Source organism: Streptomyces sp. NPDC051822, assembly GCF_044452745.1.
In the GTDB taxonomy this organism is placed as follows: domain Bacteria; phylum Actinomycetota; class Actinomycetes; order Streptomycetales; family Streptomycetaceae; genus Streptomyces.
Window position 1 is genome coordinate 518,997 of the sequence record NZ_JBITBZ010000003.1, and the last position, 18,793, is coordinate 537,789.

Here is an 18,793-nt window from a genome sequence, read left to right on the forward strand (position 1 = left end):
ATGACACGCGCGGTCCGCACTCCGGCGGGCGGCAGGCCCGCCCTGGCGGGGGCACTCGCGCTCACCCTCGTCGCCGGTGGCTTCGCGGCCTGGACCGGCCGGGACTGGTACGCCGCGGCGCACGACGACTCCGCCGCGTACGCCGTGCAGCGCGACCGGGCGCTCGCCGCGGGGGAGCAGGCCGTACAGAACCTCAACACGCTCGACCACCGGCGCGTCGAGCAGGGTCTCGACCTCTGGGAGTCCTCCACGACCGGCGACCTGCACAAGCAACTCGTTGACGGACGCGCGGAGTTCACGGGCCAGGTGAAGACCGCGAAGACGGTGACCACGGCGCGGGTGCTGTCCGGCGCCGTCACGGAACTCGACGACCGGGCGGGGCGGGCCCGGGTCCTCGTCGCCCTGCGCATCACCGTCACGACGCCCGACAGCAAGAGCACGGAGAAGGACAGCCGCATGCTGGGCGAACTCACCCGCGCCGACGGCCGCTGGAAGCTCAGCGGTCTGGGTCAGGCTCCGGTGGGCGGCACGGCGGCGGGCTGATCCAGAGCAGCCTGTCGTTGGATCTGGCCTCAGGCCGTACGGCCGGAGCCGCCGCCCGCACCCGAAAGGACACGCACGATGCCGACGCCCCGCCACCACCTCAACCGCGAGCGCCGCCGTCAGGCCCTCGCCGGTCCGCCGGCCGAGCCCGCCGCCGCACGTTCCCGGCAGCGGCCGGCGGTGATGACGGCCGTACGGGAGACGGCTCCGGCTCCGGAGCGGGAGACGGCTCCGGCTCCGGAGCGGGAGACGGCGACGGCTCCGGAGCGGGAGACGGTCGCCGAGGACGCGGCGGTACGGCCCCGGCGCCGCGTCCCCCCGGTCACCCTCGCGGTCCTGTGCGTCCTGACGCTGCTGCTCGGCGGCTTCGCGGGCTGGGCCCACGGCAGGGCGGGAGAGCTCCGCGCCGACCCCGCGCGCGGCAACACGGCGCTCACCGACCTCGCCCGCACCAGCGAGGTCAAGGGACAGACCGCCGCGGCCGTCGCCGCGCTCTTCTCGTACGACCACGCCGACACGGGCCCCTTCGAGCAGGCCGGCAAGACCCTCCTCACCGGCAAGGCCGTCGCCCAGCACCGGACGCTGCTCGACGGGGTGCTCGCCCAGGCGGCGCGGCAGAAGACGGTGATCACCACGACGGTCACCGAGAGCGCGGTCGAGCGGATCGACGGCGACCGTGCCCGGGTGCTCGTCTACGCGGACCAGAGCAGCGTGAGCACGGCGGGAACCGGGAAGCAGCAGCCGAAGGACCGGAAGCAGTCCCACAAGCAGGCGCAGGACCAGGGTGTCTACGCGGGCGCGATGTTCGCCGTGGACGTCGTGCACCGCGACGGGCGCTGGCTCGTCGAGAACATCGACACCTTCGGCCGCTGAGCCGCCGGTCCCCCCGGCGGAGCGTGGTCAGTCCCGGTCGACGAGCACCGCGGTCCCCTGGCCGACGCCGACGCACATGGTGGCGAGGCCGCGCCGGTCACCGGTGCGGTGCATGCGGTGGAGGAGCGTGGTGAGGATGCGGGCGCCCGAGCCGCCCAGGGGGTGGCCGAGGGCGATGGCGCCGCCCTGCGGGTTGACGCGGTCGGGGTCGATGCCGAGCTCGCGGACGCACGCGAGGGCCTGGGCGGCGAAGGCCTCGTTGAACTCGGCCGTGTCGATGTCGTCAAGGGCGCGGCCGGTGCGGGCGAGGACGCGCCGCACGGCGGGGACCGGGCCGATGCCCATGACGTCCGGGTGGACTCCGGCGCTGGCGCCGGCCACGTAGCGGCCGAGCGGCTCCAGGCCCAGTTCGTGCAGGGCCTCCTCGCCGACGAGCAGCAGGGCGGCGGCGCCGTCGTTCATCGGGGAGGCGTTGCCGGCGGTCACGGTGCCGTCGGGGCGGAAGACCGGCTTGAGGGCGGCCAGCTTCTCCGGCGTGGTGTCGGCCCGGATGGACTCGTCGTGTGCGACGACCGTGCCGTCGGGGAGGGTGACGGGGACGGTCTCGGCGTCGAAGAGGCCGTCCTTGCGGGCCGCGGCGGCGAGCCGGTGGCTGCGCAGGGCGAAGGCATCCTGGTCCGCGCGGCTGACGCCGTACCGGGCGGCGACCTCCTCGGCGGTCTCGCCCATGGAGAGGACGCCGTGGAGTTCCTTCATCCGCGGGTTGGTCAGCCGCCAGCCGAGTTTGGTGTCGGCGATCTCCTGGTGGTGGGGGAGTGCCTGGTCGGCGCGGGGCAGCACGAAGGGGGCGCGGCTCATCGACTCCGAGCCGCCGGCGAGGACGATGTCGGCCTCGCCGGAGGCGATGGCGCGGGCGGCGGTGGTGACCGCCTCCAGGCCCGAGGCGCAGAGCCGGTTGAGGGTGGCGCCGGGGACGGAGTCGGGCAGCCCGGCGAGGAGGACGGCCATCCTGGCCACGTTGCGGTTGTCCTCGCCCGCCTGGTTGGCGGCGCCCCAGTAGACGTCGTCGATCCGGGCCGGGTCGAGGGCGGGCACGGCGTCCAGGACGGCGCGGACGGCGGTGGCGGCGAGGTCGTCGGGCCGGACGGCCGAGAGGGCGCCGCGGAGGCGGCCGATGGGGGTGCGCCGGGCGGCGGCGAAGTACACGGGACGCATGGGGACGGCTCCGGGTGCGGTCGGGGCGGGTTCGGAAGGCCCAGGGCCTGTCTTTCGGATCAGGTCCTGGACGGCGTTCCTGAAACTAGCGGCGCAAGTTTTATCGACTGTAGCCGCTGGGGTCCCTCCCCGGTCAAGACCTCCCGCCCCCATGGCTCACCCCAGCACCAACAGCACCGCCAGGGCGACGAGGAGGGAGTCGATCCGGTCGAGGAGGCCGCCGGAGCCGGCCAGCCAGCTGCCGGCGTCCTTCGCGCGGGCGCCCCGCTTGACCATCGACTCGAGCAGGTCCCCGAGCGGCCCGCCGACCGCCACGGCCACCGCCGTCTGCCACGTCAGGGAGGACAGGGCGGCCAGCGTGAGGAGACCGGCCGCGGCCCCGGCCAGCGTGCCGCTCCAGCGCTTGGCGGGCGACAGCGGGGAGAGCCGGGGGCCGCCGAGACGGCGACCCGCCGCGTACGCGACGATGTCGGCGATCGACACGGCCACGAACAGGACGAGGCCGACGGCGCCCAGCGGTACGAGACCGGCCAGGGCGCCCAACCACACGAGCCCCAGCAGGCCCGCCCCCAGGCGCCGGAGCCCGTGCTCCGCGTCGCCCGAGAGCAGCGGCACCCCGGCGATCACCAGGGCCCCGGCCGCCGCCACCCTGAGCACCTCCCCGGGGGCCAGCCAGGCCGCCAGGACGAGCCCGACGACCGCCGCGCCGAGGACCACCCGGTCCAGCGGGCCCAGCCGCAGCAGCCCGCCGAACTCCGCCACCGCGATCACCCCGACCGCGGACGCGAGCACCGCGATCCCCGGCGGCCCGAGCCAGAACGCGGCGGTGACCAGGGGCACTCCGAGCGCCCACACGCACCAGCGGACCATCAGCTCACGGCGCCGGGTCGCCGCCACCGCGACGCCCCCGATCGCCAGTGCCCCGCCGAGGTACGGGACGAGACCGGCGACCGTCGTCACCGGGAGTCCCGCCCCACCGCGCCCGACGCCACCGCGCTCGACGCCACCGCGTCCGGCGTGCGCAGGACGTCCAGGGCGCTCCGGCACGCCGCCACGATCCGCGCGTTCTCCGCCGTGTCGCGGACGGCGATCCGGACGGTCCGCCCCTCGTACGCCGGGGACATCGGGGAGAGGTCGCGCAGGAACACGTCGTGCCGCCGGCACTCGCGCACCAGCCCGGCCGCGCTCGGCCCGTCCACCGGCAGGGTCACCGTGAGGAAGTTCGCCACCCCCTCGTCGACCGAGGAGAACCCGTCCGACTCCCTCAACCGGGACGCGAGTTCCCGGCGCAGCACGTGGGTACGGGCCCAGCGTTCCGCGTAGTACGCGGGGTCGCGCAGCGCCGTCACGGCGGCCAGCTGGGCCGGCAGGCTCACGGGCCACGGGGGCGTCCAGCGGCGCAGTTCCCCGGCCGTCTCCGCATCGGCCACCAGGTACGCCGCCCGCATCCCCGAGAGCGCGTACATCTTCGACAGCGAGGTGCAGACCACGACCCGGGCGTCGGCGGAGGCGAGCCCGGCGAGCGAGTCCGCCGGATCGACATAGCCCAGGTACGCCTCGTCGATCCACCACCGGGTCCGCGCGGGCGAGGCCTCGATCACCGCGCGCAGCGCGTCGGCCGGGGCGTGTCGGCCGGTCGGGTTGTTCGGGTTGACGACCACCACGAGGTCGTACCGTCCGTCGCCGGTCGCGGCGGCGAGCCGGGCCGGGTCGACCAGCCAGCCGTCCTCGCGGCGCAGCTGGAGCCGGTCGACCCGGCAGCCGATCACGCGCTCGGTGACATGGGCGTACTCCCCGTAGCCCGGGTCGAGCAGGAGCACCCGGCTCGCGGGCGTCAACCACCGGCCGAACGCCCGGAAGATCAGGTCGGACGAGCCGGCCCCGACGACCAGCGACTCCGCCGGCAGCCCGCGGGCCGCGGCGATCTCCGCGAGCAGTCCCTCGGCGCCCGTCGGCGGCGAGGTCCTGGCCGCCCATCCCGGATCCTCCGACAGGACCGCGCGGACCGCGGGGGACGGCGGGAACCAGGCGTCCAGGACATCCGCCGCGACCACCTCGTGACGGCGGGTCAGCGTCCGGAAGTCCGTGCCGATCGCGGAGAAGAAGGCGCCACCGTGCTCGCAGCCGTCCGCGCGCGGCGCGAACGGAACGTCGAGCCGCCAGTCGAGGCCCGTCCGCAGCCGCTCCAGGGTCCGGCCGTGGCGCTCCGCCACCGTCCTCGTCAGTTCGGCCACGGAGCCGCTGAGGACCTCGAACGAGACCGCGCCCGAGCGGACCGTGCGCCCCACCGGCCGCAGCCCCGCGGCGAGGTACATGTCGAGCAGCTCCGTGCGTCCCATCGCCACCACCCGGCGGCCGCCGCGTGCCGCGACCCAGCGCAGCGCGGCGTACATGAGGAGCGGCGCCGCCGCGGTGGACCGCCAGCGCTCCTCGACGGTCAGCACGCGGATCTCGAACGGCGCGTCCTCGGACAGCACCGGCAGCTGCTCACGCGTCAGGTACTTGTCGAGGGAGTAGCGGCCGACCCACGGCGGGGTGAGGCTGACGAAGCCGATCCGCGTCTCGCCGCGGGCGGCGACGAGATAGACGTTGTCGCCGTCGAGCCCGTCGCTCAGCCGCCCCGACGGATCCACCGGATGCTGGCCGAGCTCCTCCGCGTACACCCGGTGGCGCAGTTCGTGGATCCAGTCGAGATCGCGAGGTGTGGCGGTGCGCAGCTGTAGGGCGTGGTCCATGCGTGTGTCCCCCCTGAGGCGGTCCGGCGTTCGCGCCCCAGCATGGAGGAGTCCGGCCGACGGCACCTGAGTACGCGTACTCAGCCGGTGATCATGGTCGTTGGGGGTGGGCGGGGCACCGTACCAGCGTCGGAGCCGCCGCATGCGGAGTTTCACGTACTCTCCGCTCCTGAACGTGTTCATACGGTAGTCATGACGCCGGGAGGAACACATTGATCTTCAGCCTGAGCCGCCGTCGGAAGCCCGTCCCCAGCACGGGCGTCTGCCCCTACACGTCCGGGGACCCCGCCCGCACCGCCCCCGACCCCGCGCCCCCGGTCGCGCCGCCGCCCCTCGCCGACCGGCAGCAGGCCGAACGGTTCGTCCGCCAGTTCCACGACGAGCAACCCGGCGCCGGAGACGTGGACGGCCGGGTCCGCCAGGTGCTCGCCGAGATCGACAGGACCGGAACCTATGAGCACTCCCCGGGTGAACTCGCCTTCGGCGCCCGCGTCGCCTGGCGCAACGCGGCCCGCTGCATCGGCAGGCTCTACTGGCGCAGCCTCGTCGTCCGCGACCTGCGGCACCTCGCCACCGCCGACGACATCGCCGCCGAGTGCTTCGAGCACCTGCGCCTGGCGGGCAACGGAGGCAGGATCCGCCCGGTCATCTCCGTCTTCGCGCCCGACCGGCCGGGCCGCCCCGCGCCCTGGATCGTCAACGACCAGCTGGTGCGCTACGCCGGACACCGCGGCGACGACGGCGTCCGGTGCGGCGACCCGCGCGGCGCGTCCCTGACCGAGCAGGCCCGCGACCTGGGCTGGAAGCGGGAGGAAGAGCCCTTCCAGGTACTGCCGCTGATGGTGCGGGAGCACCCCGGCGAGCGGCCCGCGTGGTACGAGCTGCCGGACGGCTCCGTGCACGAGGTGCCGCTCAGCCACCCCGAGCACGCCTGGTTCGCGGAGCTCGGCCTGCGGTGGTACGCCGTCCCCGCCATCAGTGACATGACGCTGGAGATCGGCGGCGTGCGGTATCCGGCGGCGCCGTTCAACGGCTGGTACATGGGAACCGAGATAGGCGCCCGCAACCTCGCCGACGCCGACCGGTACGACCTCCTCCCGGTCGTGGCCGACCGGCTCGGGCTCGACCGGTCCACCGAGCGCACGCTGTGGCGCGATCGGGCGCTCGTGGAACTCAACCTGGCGGTGCTGCACTCCTTCCAGGAGGCGGGGGTGACGATGGCCGACCACCACACCGAGTCCCGGCGGTTCCTCCGGCACATCGCCCAGGAGAGCCGGCACGGCAGGGCGACGCCCGCCGACTGGAGCTGGATCGTGCCTCCGGTGTCCGGCGCCGCCACGCCGGTCTTCCACCGGTACTACGACCCGGTGGACCCCTCGCTCCGGCCGGCCTTCCTGGCGCGCACCTGAGACCGACCGGCCGCCGGATCAGCGGCGTCCGAGGACCTCGGCGATCCGGGTGAAGCCCTCCGCGCCGTGGCCGAGGGCCACCGTCCGGCGGGCCAGATCCTCGGCGGCGCGCATCACGCCCGCGTCGATGCCGTGCGCCTCGGACGCGTGCACGATGTGCGCCATCGTCGACACCGCAGAGGTGAGCGGGTTCCCCTCGCCGGAGTACGTGCCGTTCTCCACCTCCTGGGCCAACTCCTGGAACAGCGGCGGCAGGATCGCGCCGATGCCCTGGGCGAAGGGGGCGAGCTCGGTCGGGGAGATGCCCTCGGCACGCGCCACCGCGAGCGCGTGGACGAACCCCGTCATCGACGTCCAGAAGATGTCGAGCAGCGCGATGTCGTACGCCGCCGCCCGGCCGACATCCTCCCCGAGGTGGGTGTGGGTGCCGCCCAGGGCGTCGAGCACCGGCCGGTGCTCGCGGTAGAGCGCCTCGGGGCCGCTGTGCAGGAACACCCCCGCCGGCGTCCCGATGGTCGGGGTCGGGGTCATGATGGCGCCGTCGAGATAGCCGATGCCGTGCTCGTCGGCCCAGCGCCCGGTGTCCCTGGCCCGCTCGGGCGCGTCGGCGCTCAGGTTGACGACGCTCCGCCCCTTGAGCGTGTCCGTCACGGCCTCCTGCCGCAGGACGGAGTCGGTGGCGTCGTAGTTGACCAGGCAGACCACGGTCAACGGGCTCGCGGCGACCGCCTCTTCGGGGCTCGCGGCCGAGACGGCACCGGCGGCGACCAGCTCCCCGTCCCGGCCGGGCGTCCGGTTCCACACGGTGGTCCGTACGCCCGCCGCGAGGAACGCGCCGGCCAGCGCCCGTCCCATCGGCCCGAGCCCGAGAACCGTGACGGCCGACTTCCCGGAGGAGGGCATGGCGGAAGAAGACATGGGTGAACTCCCTTGTGACATGGTGAAGGTAAGAGGTGAAGGAAAGAAGCCCCGGAGGAAGGAGAAGGACGCGGATGAATCGCGCCCGGGTCCAGGACACGAACGTCTGCGGAGTGAACGCCGCGATCGTCGTCATCGAGGGCAAATGGAAGACGGCCCTGCTGTGGCTGCTCGAAACCGGCCCGCACCGCCCCGGCGAGATGCGCCGGAAGCTCCCTGAGATCAGCGAGCGGGTGCTGACCCAGGCACTGCGCGAGATGGAGGAGGACGGACTCGTGCACCGCGAGGTGTACGACGTCATGCCCCCGAAGACCGTCTACTCGCTGACCGCCTTCGGACAGGAACTCTCCGACGCGCTGGCCCCGTTGTCCGACTGGGGACACCGTCGCCTGGACCGGCTCACGGCCGTGCCGACCGCTTCCTGAGGCCCGCTCGTACTCCCTTCCTCCGGGCCGCTCTCAGCTTCGCCCGGGGCGCGTGCCTCCGACAAGTACCCACAAAAAAGTGGGTATGCGAAGGGCGCTGAATGGGGGCCTTCTCGATGAGAAGGCCCCCAGAGGTTCCCGAAGTCGAAGGCGCCCTTTCGCGGAGGCGTCAGACGCGCCGCTCCCCGAAGGCGTCCAGGATCCGCTCGGCGGCCAGGGTCGCCGTCAGCTCCCCGGCACGCACCCGCCCCTCCAGGGCGGGCGCGAGGTCCCGGACGGCCGGGTCCGTGTGGAGCCGGCGCAGGAGTTCGTCGCGGACCATGGTCCAGGTCCAGTCGACCTGCTGGTCCTGGCGCTTGGCCGTGAGGCGGCCGGTCGAGTCGAGCAGGGTCCGGTGCTGCTGGAGCCGCCCCCACACCTCGTCCAGGCCGGCGGACTCCCGGGCGCTGCAGCTGAGGACCGGCGGCGTCCAGAAGGACTCGGCGCCGTGCATGAGCCGCAGCGCGCCCGCCAGTTCGCGGGCCGCGGCCTGGGCGTCGCGCTCGTGCGGGCCGTCGGCCTTGTTGACGGCGACGACGTCGGCGAGTTCCAGGACGCCCTTCTTGATGCCCTGGAGCTGGTCGCCGGTACGGGCCAGGGTGAGCAGGAGGAAGGAGTCGACCATGTCGGCGACGGCCGTCTCGGACTGGCCGACGCCCACCGTCTCGACGAGCACCACGTCGTAACCGGCGGCCTCCATCACCACGATCGACTCACGGGTCGCCTTGGCGACACCGCCGAGCGTGCCGGCGGTGGGGGAGGGGCGGACGAACGCCGCCGGGTCGACGGCGAGCCGCTCCATCCGGGTCTTGTCGCCCAGGATGGAGCCGCCGGTGCGGTTCGACGACGGGTCGACGGCGAGCACCGCGACCCGGTGGCCGAGCCCGGTGAGCATCGTCCCGAACGCGTCAATGAACGTCGACTTGCCGACACCGGGCACTCCGCTGATCCCGATCCGCACGGCGTTCCCGCTGTGCGGAAGCAGCTCCGTCAGGAGCTCCTGGGCGAGTGCCCGGTGCTGCGGGCGGGTCGACTCGACGAGGGTGATCGCGCGGGCGACCAGCGCCCGCTTCCCCTCCCGCACACCCCGTGCGTACGTGTCGAGATCGATCACCGCTCGTGCCCGAGGTCGGCCGCGAGGCGCGTCACCAGGTCGTGGGCCGCGTCGGGGATCACCGTCCCCGGCGGGAAGACGGCCGCCGCGCCCATCTCCAGGAGCGTCGCCACGTCCTGCGGAGGAATCACCCCGCCGACCACGATCATGATGTCCTCGCGGCCCTCCGCGGCCAGCTCCTCCCGGAGCGCCGGTACGAGGGTGAGGTGTCCTGCGGCCAGCGACGAGACCCCGACGATGTGCACGTCCGCCTCGACGGCCTGGCGGGCCACCTCGGCAGGGGTCTGGAACAGGGGGCCGACGTCGACGTCGAAGCCCAGGTCGGCGAAGGCGGTGGCGATGACCTTCTGGCCGCGGTCGTGGCCGTCCTGGCCCATCTTGGCGACCAGGATGCGCGGCCGGCGCCCCTCGGCCTCGCCGAAGGCGTCGACCAGGGCCCGGGTGCGCTCCACGGAGGGGGACTCGCCTGCTTCGGTGCGGTACACACCGGAGATCGTACGGATCTGGCCCGCGTGCCGCCCGTACACCTTCTCCAGGGCGTCGGAGATCTCGCCGACCGTCGCCATCGCGCGGGCCGCGTCCACCGCGAGTTCGAGGAGGTTGCCCTCGCCGGCGGCGGCCCGGGTGAGCGCGGCGAGCGCGTCCTGGCAGGCCTGCTCGTCGCGCTCCTCGCGCAGCCGCTTCAGCTTGGCGATCTGCTGGGACCGTACGGAGGAGTTGTCGACCTTGAGGACGTCGATCTGCTCGTCGGTCGCCACCCGGTACTTGTTGACGCCGATCACCGGCTGCCGGCCTGAGTCGATCCGGGCCTGGGTGCGGGCCGCGGCCTCCTCCACGCGCAGCTTGGGGATGCCGGCGTCGATCGCCTTCGCCATGCCGCCGGCCTGCTCGACCTCCTGGATGTGCTTCCAGGCGCGCCGGGCGAGGTCGTGGGTGAGCTTCTCGACGTACGCGCTGCCGCCCCACGGGTCGATGGTCCGGCAGGTGCCCGACTCCTGCTGGAGGAGGAGCTGGGTGTTGCGGGCGATCCGGGCGGAGAAGTCCGTCGGCAGGGCCAGCGCCTCGTCGAGGGCGTTGGTGTGCAGCGACTGGGTGTGGCCCTGGGTGGCGGCCATCGCCTCCACACAGGTGCGGGTGACGTTGTTGAACACGTCCTGCGCGGTGAGCGACCAGCCGGAGGTCTGCGAATGGGTCCGCAGCGAGAGCGACTTGGAGTTCTGCGGGTCGAACTGCTTGACCAGCTTGGCCCAGAGGAGACGGGCCGCGCGCAGCTTGGCGATCTCCATGAAGAAGTTCATGCCGATCGCCCAGAAGAACGACAGGCGCGGCGCGAACGCGTCGACGTCGAGCCCGGCCTCCCGGCCCGCGCGGATGTACTCCACGCCGTCGGCGAGGGTGTACGCCAGCTCCAGGTCGGCCGTGGCTCCGGCCTCCTGGATGTGGTAGCCGGAGATGGAGATGGAGTTGTACCGCGGCATCCGCTGGGAGGTGTACGCGAAGATGTCGGAGATGATCCGCATCGAGGGACCCGGCGGATAGATGTACGTGTTGCGGACCATGAACTCCTTGAGGATGTCGTTCTGGATGGTCCCGGCCAGCTTCTCGGGCGGAACGCCCTGCTCCTCGGCGGCCACGATGTACAGCGCGAGGACCGGCAGCACGGCGCCGTTCATCGTCATCGACACCGTCATCTTGTCCAGCGGGATGCCGTCGAACAGCTGGCGCATGTCGTAGATCGAGTCGATGGCCACGCCGGCCATGCCGACGTCACCGGTGACGCGCGGGTGGTCGCTGTCGTAGCCGCGGTGGGTCGGCAGGTCGAAGGCGACCGACAGGCCCTTCTGGCCGGCCGCGAGGTTGCGCCGGTAGAAGGCGTTCGACTCCTCGGCAGTGGAGAAGCCCGCGTACTGACGGATCGTCCAGGGCTGGTTGACGTACATCGTCGGGTACGGGCCGCGCAGGTACGGGGCCATGCCAGGGCGGGTGTCCAGGAAGTCCAGGCCCTCCAGGTCCTCACCGGTGTAGAGCGGCTTGACGCCGATGCCCTCCGGGGTCTCCCAGAGCAGGTCGTCACCGCCCGCCGCCTTCTCGACGGCCGCACGCCACGCGTCGGGGCCGCCGTCTGCGGTCGGCGCCCCGAGCTCGATCCCGGAGAAGTCGGGGATGGACATCAGGACACTCCCATGCGGTCGAGGGCGGTGGAGAGCAGGGCGACGGCGTCACAGCCCGCGAAGAGGTAGGTGTCGACACCGGGGTACGCCCCGGGACGGCCGGCGAGGAGGACGTGCTCGGCGCCCGCGGCGCGCAGCTCCGCGGCCGCGGTCCCGGCCCGCTCCTCGTACAGCGCGTCGCTGGAGCAGAGGCAGACCTCGCGGGCACCGCTCTCCTCGAACGTGCCCTCGGTGACCGTCTCGACGCCGCCCGCCTGGAAGAGGTTCGTGGCGAAGGCGACCCGGGCCGAGGACGCGGCGGCCGGGCCGAGTGCGGCCAGGTAGACCCGGGGCCGGGCGCCGGTCGCGGCGAGATGCGCGTCGGAGCGGGCGCGGAGCGCCTCGAAGGCCTCGTCGCGCCGGACCCGGGGGAGACCGCCGGCCGGCGGCTCGGGGGCGGGCGCGCGGTCGACGGGCTTCTCCGTCAGGTTCGGGAACTCGCTGACGCCGGTGATCGGTTCGCGGCGGGTGGCGAGCTTCGCGCTGCGCGCGGCCCAGGTGCCGGCGAGGCGTTCGCCGATCGTGCCGGACCGCAGCGCGGCCCGCTGGCCGCCCGCCCGCTCGATGTCCTGGAAGAACTCCCAGGCCGCGTGCGCGAGCTCGTCGGTCAGCCGCTCCACGTACCAGGAACCGCCCGCCGGGTCGATCACCCGGGAGAGGTGCGACTCCTCGATGAGGACGGTGGAGGTGTTACGCGCGATCCGGCGCGCGAACGCGTCCGGCAGACCGAGCGCCTCGTCGAACGGCAGCACGGTCACGCTGTCGGCGCCGCCGACACCGGCGGCGAGCGTCGCCACCGTGGTCCGCAGCATGTTCACCCACGGGTCGCGGCGGGTCATCATCACCGTCGAGGTCACCGCGTGCTGGCGCTGCGCGCCCGCCTCCCGGACGCCGCAGACCTCGGCCACCCGGGCCCACAGCCGGCGCGCCGCGCGGAGCTTGGCGATCGTCAGGAACTGGTCGGCGGTCGCCGCGTACCGGAACTCCAGTTGTCCGCAGGCCTCGGTGACGCTCAGTCCCGCGTCGGTCAGACCGCGCAGATAGGCCACGCCCGTCGCGAGCGAGCAGCCCAGCTCCTGCGCGGCCGAGCCGCCGGCCTCGTGGTACGGCAGCGCGTCCACGGTCAGGGCGCGCAGGCCCGGGTACGTGTCGGCGCAACGGCGCGCGAGACCGGCGACGGACGCCAGGTCGTACGAGGGCCGTCCGGTGCGGGCCTCGTGGCCGAGGGGGTCCGCGCCCAGGTTGCCGCGGGCCGCGTCCGCGGCGACGCCACGCTCCTCGTACAGCCCGAGGAGCCGCTCGGCCGCCGCCTCCGTCTCGTCGCCCGCGTCGAGGACGACGGGCGCGAGGTCGAGGTAGACGCCGTCGAGGACCTTCTCCAGGGAGGCGACCGGGACGCCGGTGCCGCCGACGCCCAGCCAGAGGGAGGTGACGCCGTTCTCCAGGTCGGAGAGGACGGCGTCGTTGTCGGGTGCGAGGTGGCGCTGGCGCACGTCCCAGCCGCCGAGGGTGTTGCCCTCGACGCGGCCGCCGCGCACGAAGGGCGCGAAGCCGGGCAGGCCGGTGTCGGGCGCGGCCTCGCGCGCCGTGTACAGCGGACGGATGTCGAGGCCGTCCTCCAGAAGTGTGGACAGGGCGTCCTCGGCTGCGTCGCCGGAGACCTCCTTGCCCGACTTGCGCAGGACACCCGCCACGAGGTGTTGCCACTGTTCGTGTGGCGCGTCGGGGAATTCGGACGCCAGGGAGAGCCCGTCGTCAGGCAGGACCGTCATGCTCGGATGCTAGGGGAGATCGCCGAGTGACCAGGAGGGCGTACGACTGTGACCTTCTTCTCGTCGACCTGCGGCGTTCTGTGTGGTGGGCGGTTTCGGGGCGTTGTCAGAGGCGGCTGGGACGCTGGTCCGTATGGAGAGGGACATGGACAGCGACATGGGCAGGGGCATGGGCGAGGACGCTGACGAGGAGCTGTTGAGAGGCCGGGTCTACGGCCAGGACCACGACGACCCGCGTCCGGGGCCCAGGCCCGGCCGGGTCTACGCCGAACTGGTCGGCGGACCGCTCGACGGCCTGCTCCTCGACGTCACCGACTGGACGGCGCGGGAGCGGGCGGCCGGAGCCGTCCTGGAGACGGAGCTCGGGCGTTTCGGCGCCGAGGGGCGCTCCCTGTACGACCCGCGTCCCGGGGACGCGGTCCGCTTCGACTGGTCGGGGGACGCGCCCTGACCCGGTGTGAGCGGACCGGTGCCCCGGCCTTCCGTGACTCCCGACGGTAAGTTAGCTTAGGCTTACCTAAGTAACAGTGTCTCCGTCACCTGTCCCGGGAGAACTCGGATGCGTCCCTTCAGCCCCCGCGTCACACGGCCCGCCCCCGCCGAACGCGTGCGATCGATCCTGGCCGCCGCCCACTCGATGACCGTCGTCTCCGACGGACACCACCAGGAGGTGCACCTCCTCGACGGCACAGGGCCGATGGGACACATCCACCTGCACGACCCGTCCGAGGAGAGCCACGACGGGCGGACCGCCCGGATCCCCGTACGCCTGGAGTTCACCGACATCGCCCCCGTCCCGGTACGCGAACGGCTCCGGGCCCGCGTCACCCTGACGGGACTCCTCGCCGCCCCCTACGAACCGGAGACGAGCGGCAGCATCTGCATGGAGTTCGGCCAGGCCCTCCTGGAGGACGCCGACGGCCGCACGTACATCACCCTCGAAGAGCTCCACGCGACCGACATCGACCCGATGGCCTCCTGCGAGGCGTCCATGCTGACCCACCTCGTCGACAGCCACGCCGAACTCGTGCCCCTGCTCCTCCGGCTCGTCAGGCCGCGTCCCGTACGGGACATGGTCCGCGCCCTCCCCGTCGCCCTCGACCGGTACGGCATCACCCTGCGGCTCGAACACCCCGCGGGCCACCAGGACGTCCGGCTGCCCTTCCCCACCCCCGTCACCGACATCGACCAGGCGGGACCCCGGATCCACGCCCTCCTCTCCGCGGCCCGCCGCTCCTCCCACCCCAACCGCCTGCTGACCTGAGCCGACCCGGCCGCCTGTCGACGGTCATCAGCCGCGTGACAGTTCGCCGAGCAGCTTCCAGGTGCGGCGGCGGTCCTCCTCGCCGTTCAGCTCCGTCATCGTGAACACCACCTCCGTCGCCCCGGCCTCGCGGTAGCGCCGTACCTCCGCGGCGACGGTCTCCTCGTCACCGATCACGGCGAGCTCCGCGGCCCGGGAGGCACCGGAGAGCCCGATGGCACGCTCGTACGACGGACTCCGCTCGTACAGCGCCAGCGCCTCGCGCACGGCCCCCGCGTCGCTCGTGACGATGCCCGGGACGAGCGCCACGATCCGCGGCGCGGGCCGGCCCGCCGCGGCGGCCGCGGCCGTGACCGCCGGGACGATGTGCTCCGCGAGCGCGCGCGGCCCCGCCAGGAACGGCAGGATGCCGTCCGCCAGTTCACCGCTGACCCGCAGCGCCTGCGGGCCCATGGCGGCGACCAGGACCGGCACCGCCGGCCGGGCCCCCGGCACGGACGCCGGATACGGGGTCGTCGCGGTCAGCAGCTCCCCGTGGAAGTCGGCGGCGCCCGTCTCCAGCAGCGGGCGCAGAGCCGTGAGGAACTCCCGGAGCAGACCGATGGGCCGCTCGTACGGAAGGCCGAAGGCGGTCTCCGTCAGATGCCTGGTGCCGAGGGCGAGCCCGAGGTGGTACCGGCCGCCTGTCGCGGCCTGGGCCGTCTGCGCCTGACTGGAGACGAGCAGCGGATGGCGGCCGAAGACCGGGATCGCGGAGGTCCCGACGTGGAGACCCGGCACCTCGCGCCCGACGATCGCGGCGAGCGACGGCGAGTCGTACGCGAAGGACTGGCCGAACCACGCCGAGTGCAGACCGGCGTCACGCGCCTCCCGGGCGAGCAGCGCCGTGTCGTCGACCGTGCGCCGGACGGCGGTCGAACCGAGCGTCACGCCGACGGTTCCAGGAGTTCCGAGAGTCATGCTTCCGGCAACCGACGCCGTCAGGGACGCCATTCCCGCCCGTGTGCGAAGAGCGTGTTGCAGCCCCCGCCATGATGGGCCGATGAAGACTCTCGCCGAGGTGGACGCGCTCGCCGCACGCGCGCACGCCGGACAGACCGACAAGATCGGTGTCCCGTACGTCGAGCACGTCCGCGCGGTCGCCGCGGGCCTGGCACCGCTCGGCCCGCACCTGGCCATGGCCGGACTGCTCCACGACGTCATCGAGGACACCGACTGGACGGCGGAGCGGCTGCGTGCCGAGGGAATCCCCGACCGGGTCGTCGACATCGTCGAAGCCGTCACCAACAGGCCCGGCACGACGTACGAGGAGAAGATCCGCCAGATCACCCGGGACCGCGACGCCACCCTCGTGAAGATCGCCGACAACGCCCACAACAGCCGCGCGGACCGGGCCGCCGCACTGCCGCCCGACCGGCGGGAACGGCTCGCCGCCAAGTACCGGGCGGCCAGGGAGCTGTTGTGGGCGGCGGCCGACCCCGAGGACGTCACGACGATCCTGCGGGTGGTCAACCCCGGCCTCCTGGAGGAGCGGACCCCCTGATGTGACCCAGGTCACGGGAACCCGTCCCGCGCCCCGGACAGACGAAAGACGTGAACATCGACCTGCGCGCACGCATCCGGGACGGAGACCCCTCGGCCTTCGCCGGGATCTACGACTCCTACGCCCGGAGCGTCTACAACCACGCCTTCCGGCTGACCGGCGACTGGTCCGTCGCCGAGGACGTCATGGCGGCCACCTTCCTGGAGGCCTGGCGGCTGCGCCGGAAGGTGGACCCCGAAGGGGGTTCGCTCCGGCCCTGGCTGCTCGGCGTCGCCACCAACGTCGCCCGCAACCACTGCCGCGGCAACCGCAGGTACCGGGCCGCCGTCGCCGCGTACGCGGCGGCGGGCCCGACCGCGGCCGCGGTACCCGACCACGCCCCCGAGGTCGCCGGCCGGATCGACGACCGGCGCCGCATCGCCGCCACCCTCAGGGCGCTCGGCACGCTCCGCCGCACCGAACGCGAGGTCCTCGTCCTCTGCCTCTGGGAGGGCCTCGCCTACACCGACGTCGCGCGGGCCCTCCGCGTCCCCGTCGGCACCGTCCGCTCCCGGCTCTCCCGCGCCCGCGCGAAGCTCCGCACCAAGGCCGAGGAAGAACTCGCCCGGGAAAAACGGGAACCCGGCTCCCGCCCCCGACAGACAACAGGTGATCGCATGAACGCGGTCCGGCCCGCACAGGAGGGAATCCGATGAACCCCGACCCGAACCAGCCCCGTACGGCGAACCGGCACGAGACCGGAGACCTCCCCGCCATCGAGGAGCACGACCTTCCTCAGGGCCGCCACCAGTTCCACAAGGAGCGCCTGATGAGCCAGATCCACGACGACCGCCGCGCCACCGCCCGCCGCAACCCCTTCCTCCGGAAGGCGATCCTGCTGCCGGCCGCCACCGCACTCGCCGGCGCGCTCGCCGTCGGCGTCCTCGTCTTCACCCCGGGCGGGACCCAGGGCCCCGACGACCGCGCCACGGGCCCCGTCCTCACCACCCGCATCGGCACCGTCGACGCCCACGGCGCACCCCGGCTCCTCGACCGGATCTCGCTCGCCGCGGCGGAGGCGGACGCCCCGCAGGGCCGCGCCGGACAGTACGTCTACATCGAGACGCGGTCCGCGAGCACGCACATCAGGACCGACGCGAACGTCAGCAGCCTCGTCACCGTCCCCCTGCACACCCGGCAGTCCTGGAAGTCCCCCGACGGCCTCAAGGGCTGGCTGATCGAACCCGGCACCACCGGCCCCGAGGGCATGACCCTGGCAGGTCTCGACGAGCTCGGAAACGTGCCGAAGCCGCACCTCGGCGCGCCCTCGCACGACTACCTCGCCACCCTCCCCACCGACCCCGACGCGCTGCTGCGCAAGATCTACGAGGAGACCGAGGGCCAGGGCAACGGCAAGGACCAGCAGGCCTTCACCACCATCGGCGACCTGCTCGGCGAGAGCTGGCCGTCGCCCGAGCTGACGGCGGCGCTCTACCGGGCCGCCGCGAAGATCCCCGGCGTCGTCCTGGTGGACAGCGCCACCGACGCGGTCGGCCGCAAGGGCGTCGCGGTCGCGCGGCTCGACGAGTTCGGCGCGCGCACCGAGTGGATCTTCGACAGCAAGACGCTGACCCTGCTCGGGGAGCGCACCGTCCAGGTGAACGGCAACGGCGACGAGGACGGACTGATCAAGCCCGGAACCGTCATCAGCACCAGCGCGATCATGGTCAGGGCCTTCGTCGATGACATCAAGGTCAAGCCGTAGCGACAGGGGCCCCGGGGGACCGCACGCCCTACCGCGTACGGTCCGCCGACCAGCCGCCCAGTTCCGTGGGGCGGTTGGTGATGATCCCGTCCACGCCGAGCGCGTCCAGCGCCTTCCAGCGGGCCGGGCTGTCCACCGTCCACACGTTCACGGCCACGCCCGCCGCGTGCAGGTCGCGCACGACGCGCGGCCGGGTGGACAGGGCGGCGTCCGAGACGTTGTACGCGTCGAGGTCCAGCTCCTCGGCCAGGGCGACCGGATCGGCGTCGAGGGTGCTCCGCAGCAGGCCGATCGGCAGCTCGGGCGCCAGCTCGCGGGCGTACCGCAGCGAGGGGATGTCGAAGCTCTGGACGAAGACCCGTCCGGTCATGTCCTGGTCCCGGACGTCCTGGACGATCCGGGCCACCTCGGCGTGGGTGTGGCGCCCCTTGATCTCCAGGAGCAGCTTCCCGCCGCGCTCCCGGAGGTCCGCCAGCTGGGCGGCCAGGGTCGGCACCCGGGCCCCGGCGTAGGCCGGGGCGAACCAGGAACCGGCGTCCAGGGCGTCCAGCTGGGCGGAGGTCAGGGCGCGGACCCGGCCCGTGCCGTCGGTGGTCCGGTCGACGGTCGTGTCGTGCAGGATGTACGGCACGCCGTCCTTGCTCGGCTGGACGTCGTTCTCGATCCAGACGGCCCCGCCCCGCCGGGCCACCTCGTCGGAGACCAGGGTGTTCTCGGGAGCGGCCGAAGAGGCGCCCCGGTGGGCGATCACGGTCGGCGGCGCCCCGGCCTTGCGCATCCAGGGGCTGGAACCGGCCTTCTGGCTCATGCCGGCCGCCGCGGCGGCCTCGGGGGCCGTGCGGGGCGCGGACGGCGCGTCAGGGGCGGCGGCGAACGCGGTCGCGAGCCCCGCGACGGCGGTGGCCAGGGCGACGGCGGCCAGGCCGACGGTCCTGCGTCGACGGGACCGGGGAACCGGCGGGTGGACGTCTCTCATGTCCGGACACCCT

At 73.4% G+C, this 18,793-nt stretch carries 18 protein-coding genes; 9 read left to right on the forward strand and 9 right to left on the reverse strand.

Annotation, left to right across the window (positions count from 1 at the left end; genetic code table 11):
• Together ACIA8N_RS12860 and ACIA8N_RS12865 are read left to right on the forward strand one after the other, a co-directional pair.
• Positions 1 to 543 carry a hypothetical protein gene (locus tag ACIA8N_RS12860; RefSeq protein ID WP_365780262.1) on the forward strand — a complete coding sequence of 181 codons (543 nt, stop codon included), beginning with the start codon at positions 1 to 3 and terminating at the stop codon, positions 541 to 543.
• Between the two features lie 78 nt (positions 544 to 621).
• On the forward strand, positions 622 to 1,416 hold the full coding sequence (locus tag ACIA8N_RS12865; RefSeq protein WP_365780263.1) for a hypothetical protein: 795 nt from the start codon (positions 622 to 624) through the stop codon (positions 1,414 to 1,416).
• 27 nt (positions 1,417 to 1,443) lie between these two features.
• Here ACIA8N_RS12865 and ACIA8N_RS12870 read toward each other — a convergent pair whose 3' ends face one another.
• From ACIA8N_RS12870 to ACIA8N_RS12880, 3 genes are all read right to left on the reverse strand, one after another.
• Positions 1,444 to 2,631: an acetyl-CoA C-acyltransferase gene (locus ACIA8N_RS12870; RefSeq protein ID WP_365780264.1), complete on the reverse strand. Its 1,188-nt coding sequence runs from the start codon at positions 2,629 to 2,631 to the stop codon at positions 1,444 to 1,446.
• Between the two features lie 156 nt (positions 2,632 to 2,787).
• A complete protein-coding gene (locus ACIA8N_RS12875) occupies positions 2,788 to 3,591 on the reverse strand; it encodes a phosphatidate cytidylyltransferase (RefSeq protein ID WP_365780265.1) in 804 nt (267 codons plus the stop codon).
• Positions 3,588 to 5,366: an aminotransferase class I/II-fold pyridoxal phosphate-dependent enzyme gene (locus tag ACIA8N_RS12880; protein WP_365780266.1), complete on the reverse strand. Its 1,779-nt coding sequence runs from the start codon at positions 5,364 to 5,366 to the stop codon at positions 3,588 to 3,590. The genes ACIA8N_RS12875 and ACIA8N_RS12880 overlap by 4 nt, the downstream gene beginning before the upstream one ends.
• Positions 5,367 to 5,578: 212 nt before the next feature.
• Between ACIA8N_RS12880 and ACIA8N_RS12885 the strand changes: the two genes are divergently transcribed.
• A complete protein-coding gene (locus ACIA8N_RS12885; RefSeq protein WP_365780267.1) occupies positions 5,579 to 6,775 on the forward strand; it encodes a nitric oxide synthase oxygenase in 1,197 nt (398 codons plus the stop codon).
• Between the two features lie 18 nt (positions 6,776 to 6,793).
• On the opposite strand, the gene ACIA8N_RS12890 is transcribed toward ACIA8N_RS12885, so the two are convergent.
• Positions 6,794 to 7,693 carry an NAD(P)-binding domain-containing protein gene (locus tag ACIA8N_RS12890; protein ID WP_365780268.1) on the reverse strand — a complete coding sequence of 300 codons (900 nt, stop codon included), beginning with the start codon at positions 7,691 to 7,693 and terminating at the stop codon, positions 6,794 to 6,796.
• Between the two features lie 74 nt (positions 7,694 to 7,767).
• On the opposite strand from ACIA8N_RS12890, the gene ACIA8N_RS12895 reads away from it, so the two are divergent.
• Complete coding sequence (locus ACIA8N_RS12895; protein ID WP_365780269.1) at positions 7,768 to 8,118, forward strand: helix-turn-helix domain-containing protein; 351 nt, start codon at positions 7,768 to 7,770, stop codon at positions 8,116 to 8,118.
• Between the two features lie 169 nt (positions 8,119 to 8,287).
• On the opposite strand, the gene meaB is transcribed toward ACIA8N_RS12895, so the two are convergent.
• From meaB to ACIA8N_RS12910, 3 genes are read right to left on the reverse strand one after another with little or no spacing between them, the layout of a single operon-like run.
• Positions 8,288 to 9,271: a methylmalonyl Co-A mutase-associated GTPase MeaB gene (gene meaB / locus ACIA8N_RS12900; RefSeq protein WP_365780270.1), complete on the reverse strand. Its 984-nt coding sequence runs from the start codon at positions 9,269 to 9,271 to the stop codon at positions 8,288 to 8,290.
• A complete protein-coding gene (gene scpA, locus ACIA8N_RS12905; protein WP_365780271.1) occupies positions 9,268 to 11,442 on the reverse strand; it encodes a methylmalonyl-CoA mutase in 2,175 nt (724 codons plus the stop codon). The genes meaB and scpA overlap by 4 nt, the downstream gene beginning before the upstream one ends.
• The gene (locus tag ACIA8N_RS12910) at positions 11,442 to 13,253 is read right to left on the reverse strand and encodes a methylmalonyl-CoA mutase subunit beta (RefSeq protein ID WP_365780272.1); all 1,812 of its coding nucleotides are present in this window, start codon (positions 13,251 to 13,253) and stop codon (positions 11,442 to 11,444) included. Before ACIA8N_RS12910 ends, scpA begins: the two co-directional genes overlap by 1 nt.
• A 145-nt stretch (positions 13,254 to 13,398) precedes the next feature.
• Here ACIA8N_RS12910 and ACIA8N_RS12915 point away from each other — a divergent pair, with 145 nt between their 5' ends.
• Positions 13,399 to 13,704 (forward strand): hypothetical protein, encoded by a 306-nt coding sequence (locus ACIA8N_RS12915; protein ID WP_399416257.1) that lies wholly within the window; start codon positions 13,399 to 13,401, stop codon positions 13,702 to 13,704.
• A gap of 108 nt (positions 13,705 to 13,812) precedes the next feature.
• Positions 13,813 to 14,517, forward strand: coding sequence for a DUF2470 domain-containing protein (locus tag ACIA8N_RS12920; RefSeq protein ID WP_365780273.1), 705 nt, complete (start codon positions 13,813 to 13,815; stop codon positions 14,515 to 14,517).
• 27 nt (positions 14,518 to 14,544) lie between these two features.
• Here ACIA8N_RS12920 and ACIA8N_RS12925 read toward each other — a convergent pair whose 3' ends face one another.
• Complete coding sequence (locus ACIA8N_RS12925; protein ID WP_365780274.1) at positions 14,545 to 15,477, reverse strand: TIGR03564 family F420-dependent LLM class oxidoreductase; 933 nt, start codon at positions 15,475 to 15,477, stop codon at positions 14,545 to 14,547.
• A gap of 82 nt (positions 15,478 to 15,559) precedes the next feature.
• Here ACIA8N_RS12925 and ACIA8N_RS12930 point away from each other — a divergent pair, with 82 nt between their 5' ends.
• From ACIA8N_RS12930 to ACIA8N_RS12940, 3 genes are read left to right on the forward strand one after another with little or no spacing between them, the layout of a single operon-like run.
• Positions 15,560 to 16,060 (forward strand): HD domain-containing protein, encoded by a 501-nt coding sequence (locus ACIA8N_RS12930; RefSeq protein WP_365780275.1) that lies wholly within the window; start codon positions 15,560 to 15,562, stop codon positions 16,058 to 16,060.
• A gap of 50 nt (positions 16,061 to 16,110) precedes the next feature.
• Positions 16,111 to 16,755 carry an RNA polymerase sigma factor gene (locus ACIA8N_RS12935; RefSeq protein WP_365780276.1) on the forward strand — a complete coding sequence of 215 codons (645 nt, stop codon included), beginning with the start codon at positions 16,111 to 16,113 and terminating at the stop codon, positions 16,753 to 16,755.
• Complete coding sequence (locus ACIA8N_RS12940; protein WP_365780277.1) at positions 16,752 to 17,804, forward strand: CU044_5270 family protein; 1,053 nt, start codon at positions 16,752 to 16,754, stop codon at positions 17,802 to 17,804. Before ACIA8N_RS12935 ends, ACIA8N_RS12940 begins: the two co-directional genes overlap by 4 nt.
• Before the next feature lie 28 nt (positions 17,805 to 17,832).
• Here the strand turns inward: ACIA8N_RS12940 and ACIA8N_RS12945 are convergent, their stop codons facing one another.
• Positions 17,833 to 18,780 carry a glycerophosphodiester phosphodiesterase family protein gene (locus tag ACIA8N_RS12945; protein WP_365780278.1) on the reverse strand — a complete coding sequence of 316 codons (948 nt, stop codon included), beginning with the start codon at positions 18,778 to 18,780 and terminating at the stop codon, positions 17,833 to 17,835.
• Positions 18,781 to 18,793: the final 13 nt, after the last annotated feature.

Excerpts from the sequence above, each read along its gene's own strand:
- ACIA8N_RS12890 (WP_365780268.1), bottom strand. The coding sequence starts at position 7,693 with ATGTCTTCTTCCGCCATGCCCTCCTCCGGGAAGTCGGCCGTCACGGTT.
- scpA (WP_365780271.1), bottom strand. The coding sequence starts at position 11,442 with ATGTCCATCCCCGACTTCTCCGGGATCGAGCTCGGGGCGCCGACCGCA.
- ACIA8N_RS12945 (WP_365780278.1), bottom strand. The coding sequence starts at position 18,780 with ATGAGAGACGTCCACCCGCCGGTTCCCCGGTCCCGTCGACGCAGGACC.
- ACIA8N_RS12920 (WP_365780273.1), top strand. The coding sequence starts at position 13,813 with ATGCGTCCCTTCAGCCCCCGCGTCACACGGCCCGCCCCCGCCGAACGC.
- ACIA8N_RS12870 (WP_365780264.1), bottom strand. The coding sequence starts at position 2,631 with ATGCGTCCCGTGTACTTCGCCGCCGCCCGGCGCACCCCCATCGGCCGC.
- ACIA8N_RS12865 (WP_365780263.1), top strand. The coding sequence starts at position 622 with ATGCCGACGCCCCGCCACCACCTCAACCGCGAGCGCCGCCGTCAGGCC.
- ACIA8N_RS12860 (WP_365780262.1), top strand. The coding sequence starts at position 1 with ATGACACGCGCGGTCCGCACTCCGGCGGGCGGCAGGCCCGCCCTGGCG.
- ACIA8N_RS12910 (WP_365780272.1), bottom strand. The coding sequence starts at position 13,253 with ATGACGGTCCTGCCTGACGACGGGCTCTCCCTGGCGTCCGAATTCCCC.
- ACIA8N_RS12915 (WP_399416257.1), top strand. The coding sequence starts at position 13,399 with ATGGACAGCGACATGGGCAGGGGCATGGGCGAGGACGCTGACGAGGAG.
- ACIA8N_RS12895 (WP_365780269.1), top strand. The coding sequence starts at position 7,768 with ATGAATCGCGCCCGGGTCCAGGACACGAACGTCTGCGGAGTGAACGCC.
- ACIA8N_RS12930 (WP_365780275.1), top strand. The coding sequence starts at position 15,560 with ATGAAGACTCTCGCCGAGGTGGACGCGCTCGCCGCACGCGCGCACGCC.
- ACIA8N_RS12940 (WP_365780277.1), top strand. The coding sequence starts at position 16,752 with ATGAACCCCGACCCGAACCAGCCCCGTACGGCGAACCGGCACGAGACC.
- ACIA8N_RS12925 (WP_365780274.1), bottom strand. The coding sequence starts at position 15,477 with ATGACTCTCGGAACTCCTGGAACCGTCGGCGTGACGCTCGGTTCGACC.
- ACIA8N_RS12880 (WP_365780266.1), bottom strand. The coding sequence starts at position 5,366 with ATGGACCACGCCCTACAGCTGCGCACCGCCACACCTCGCGATCTCGAC.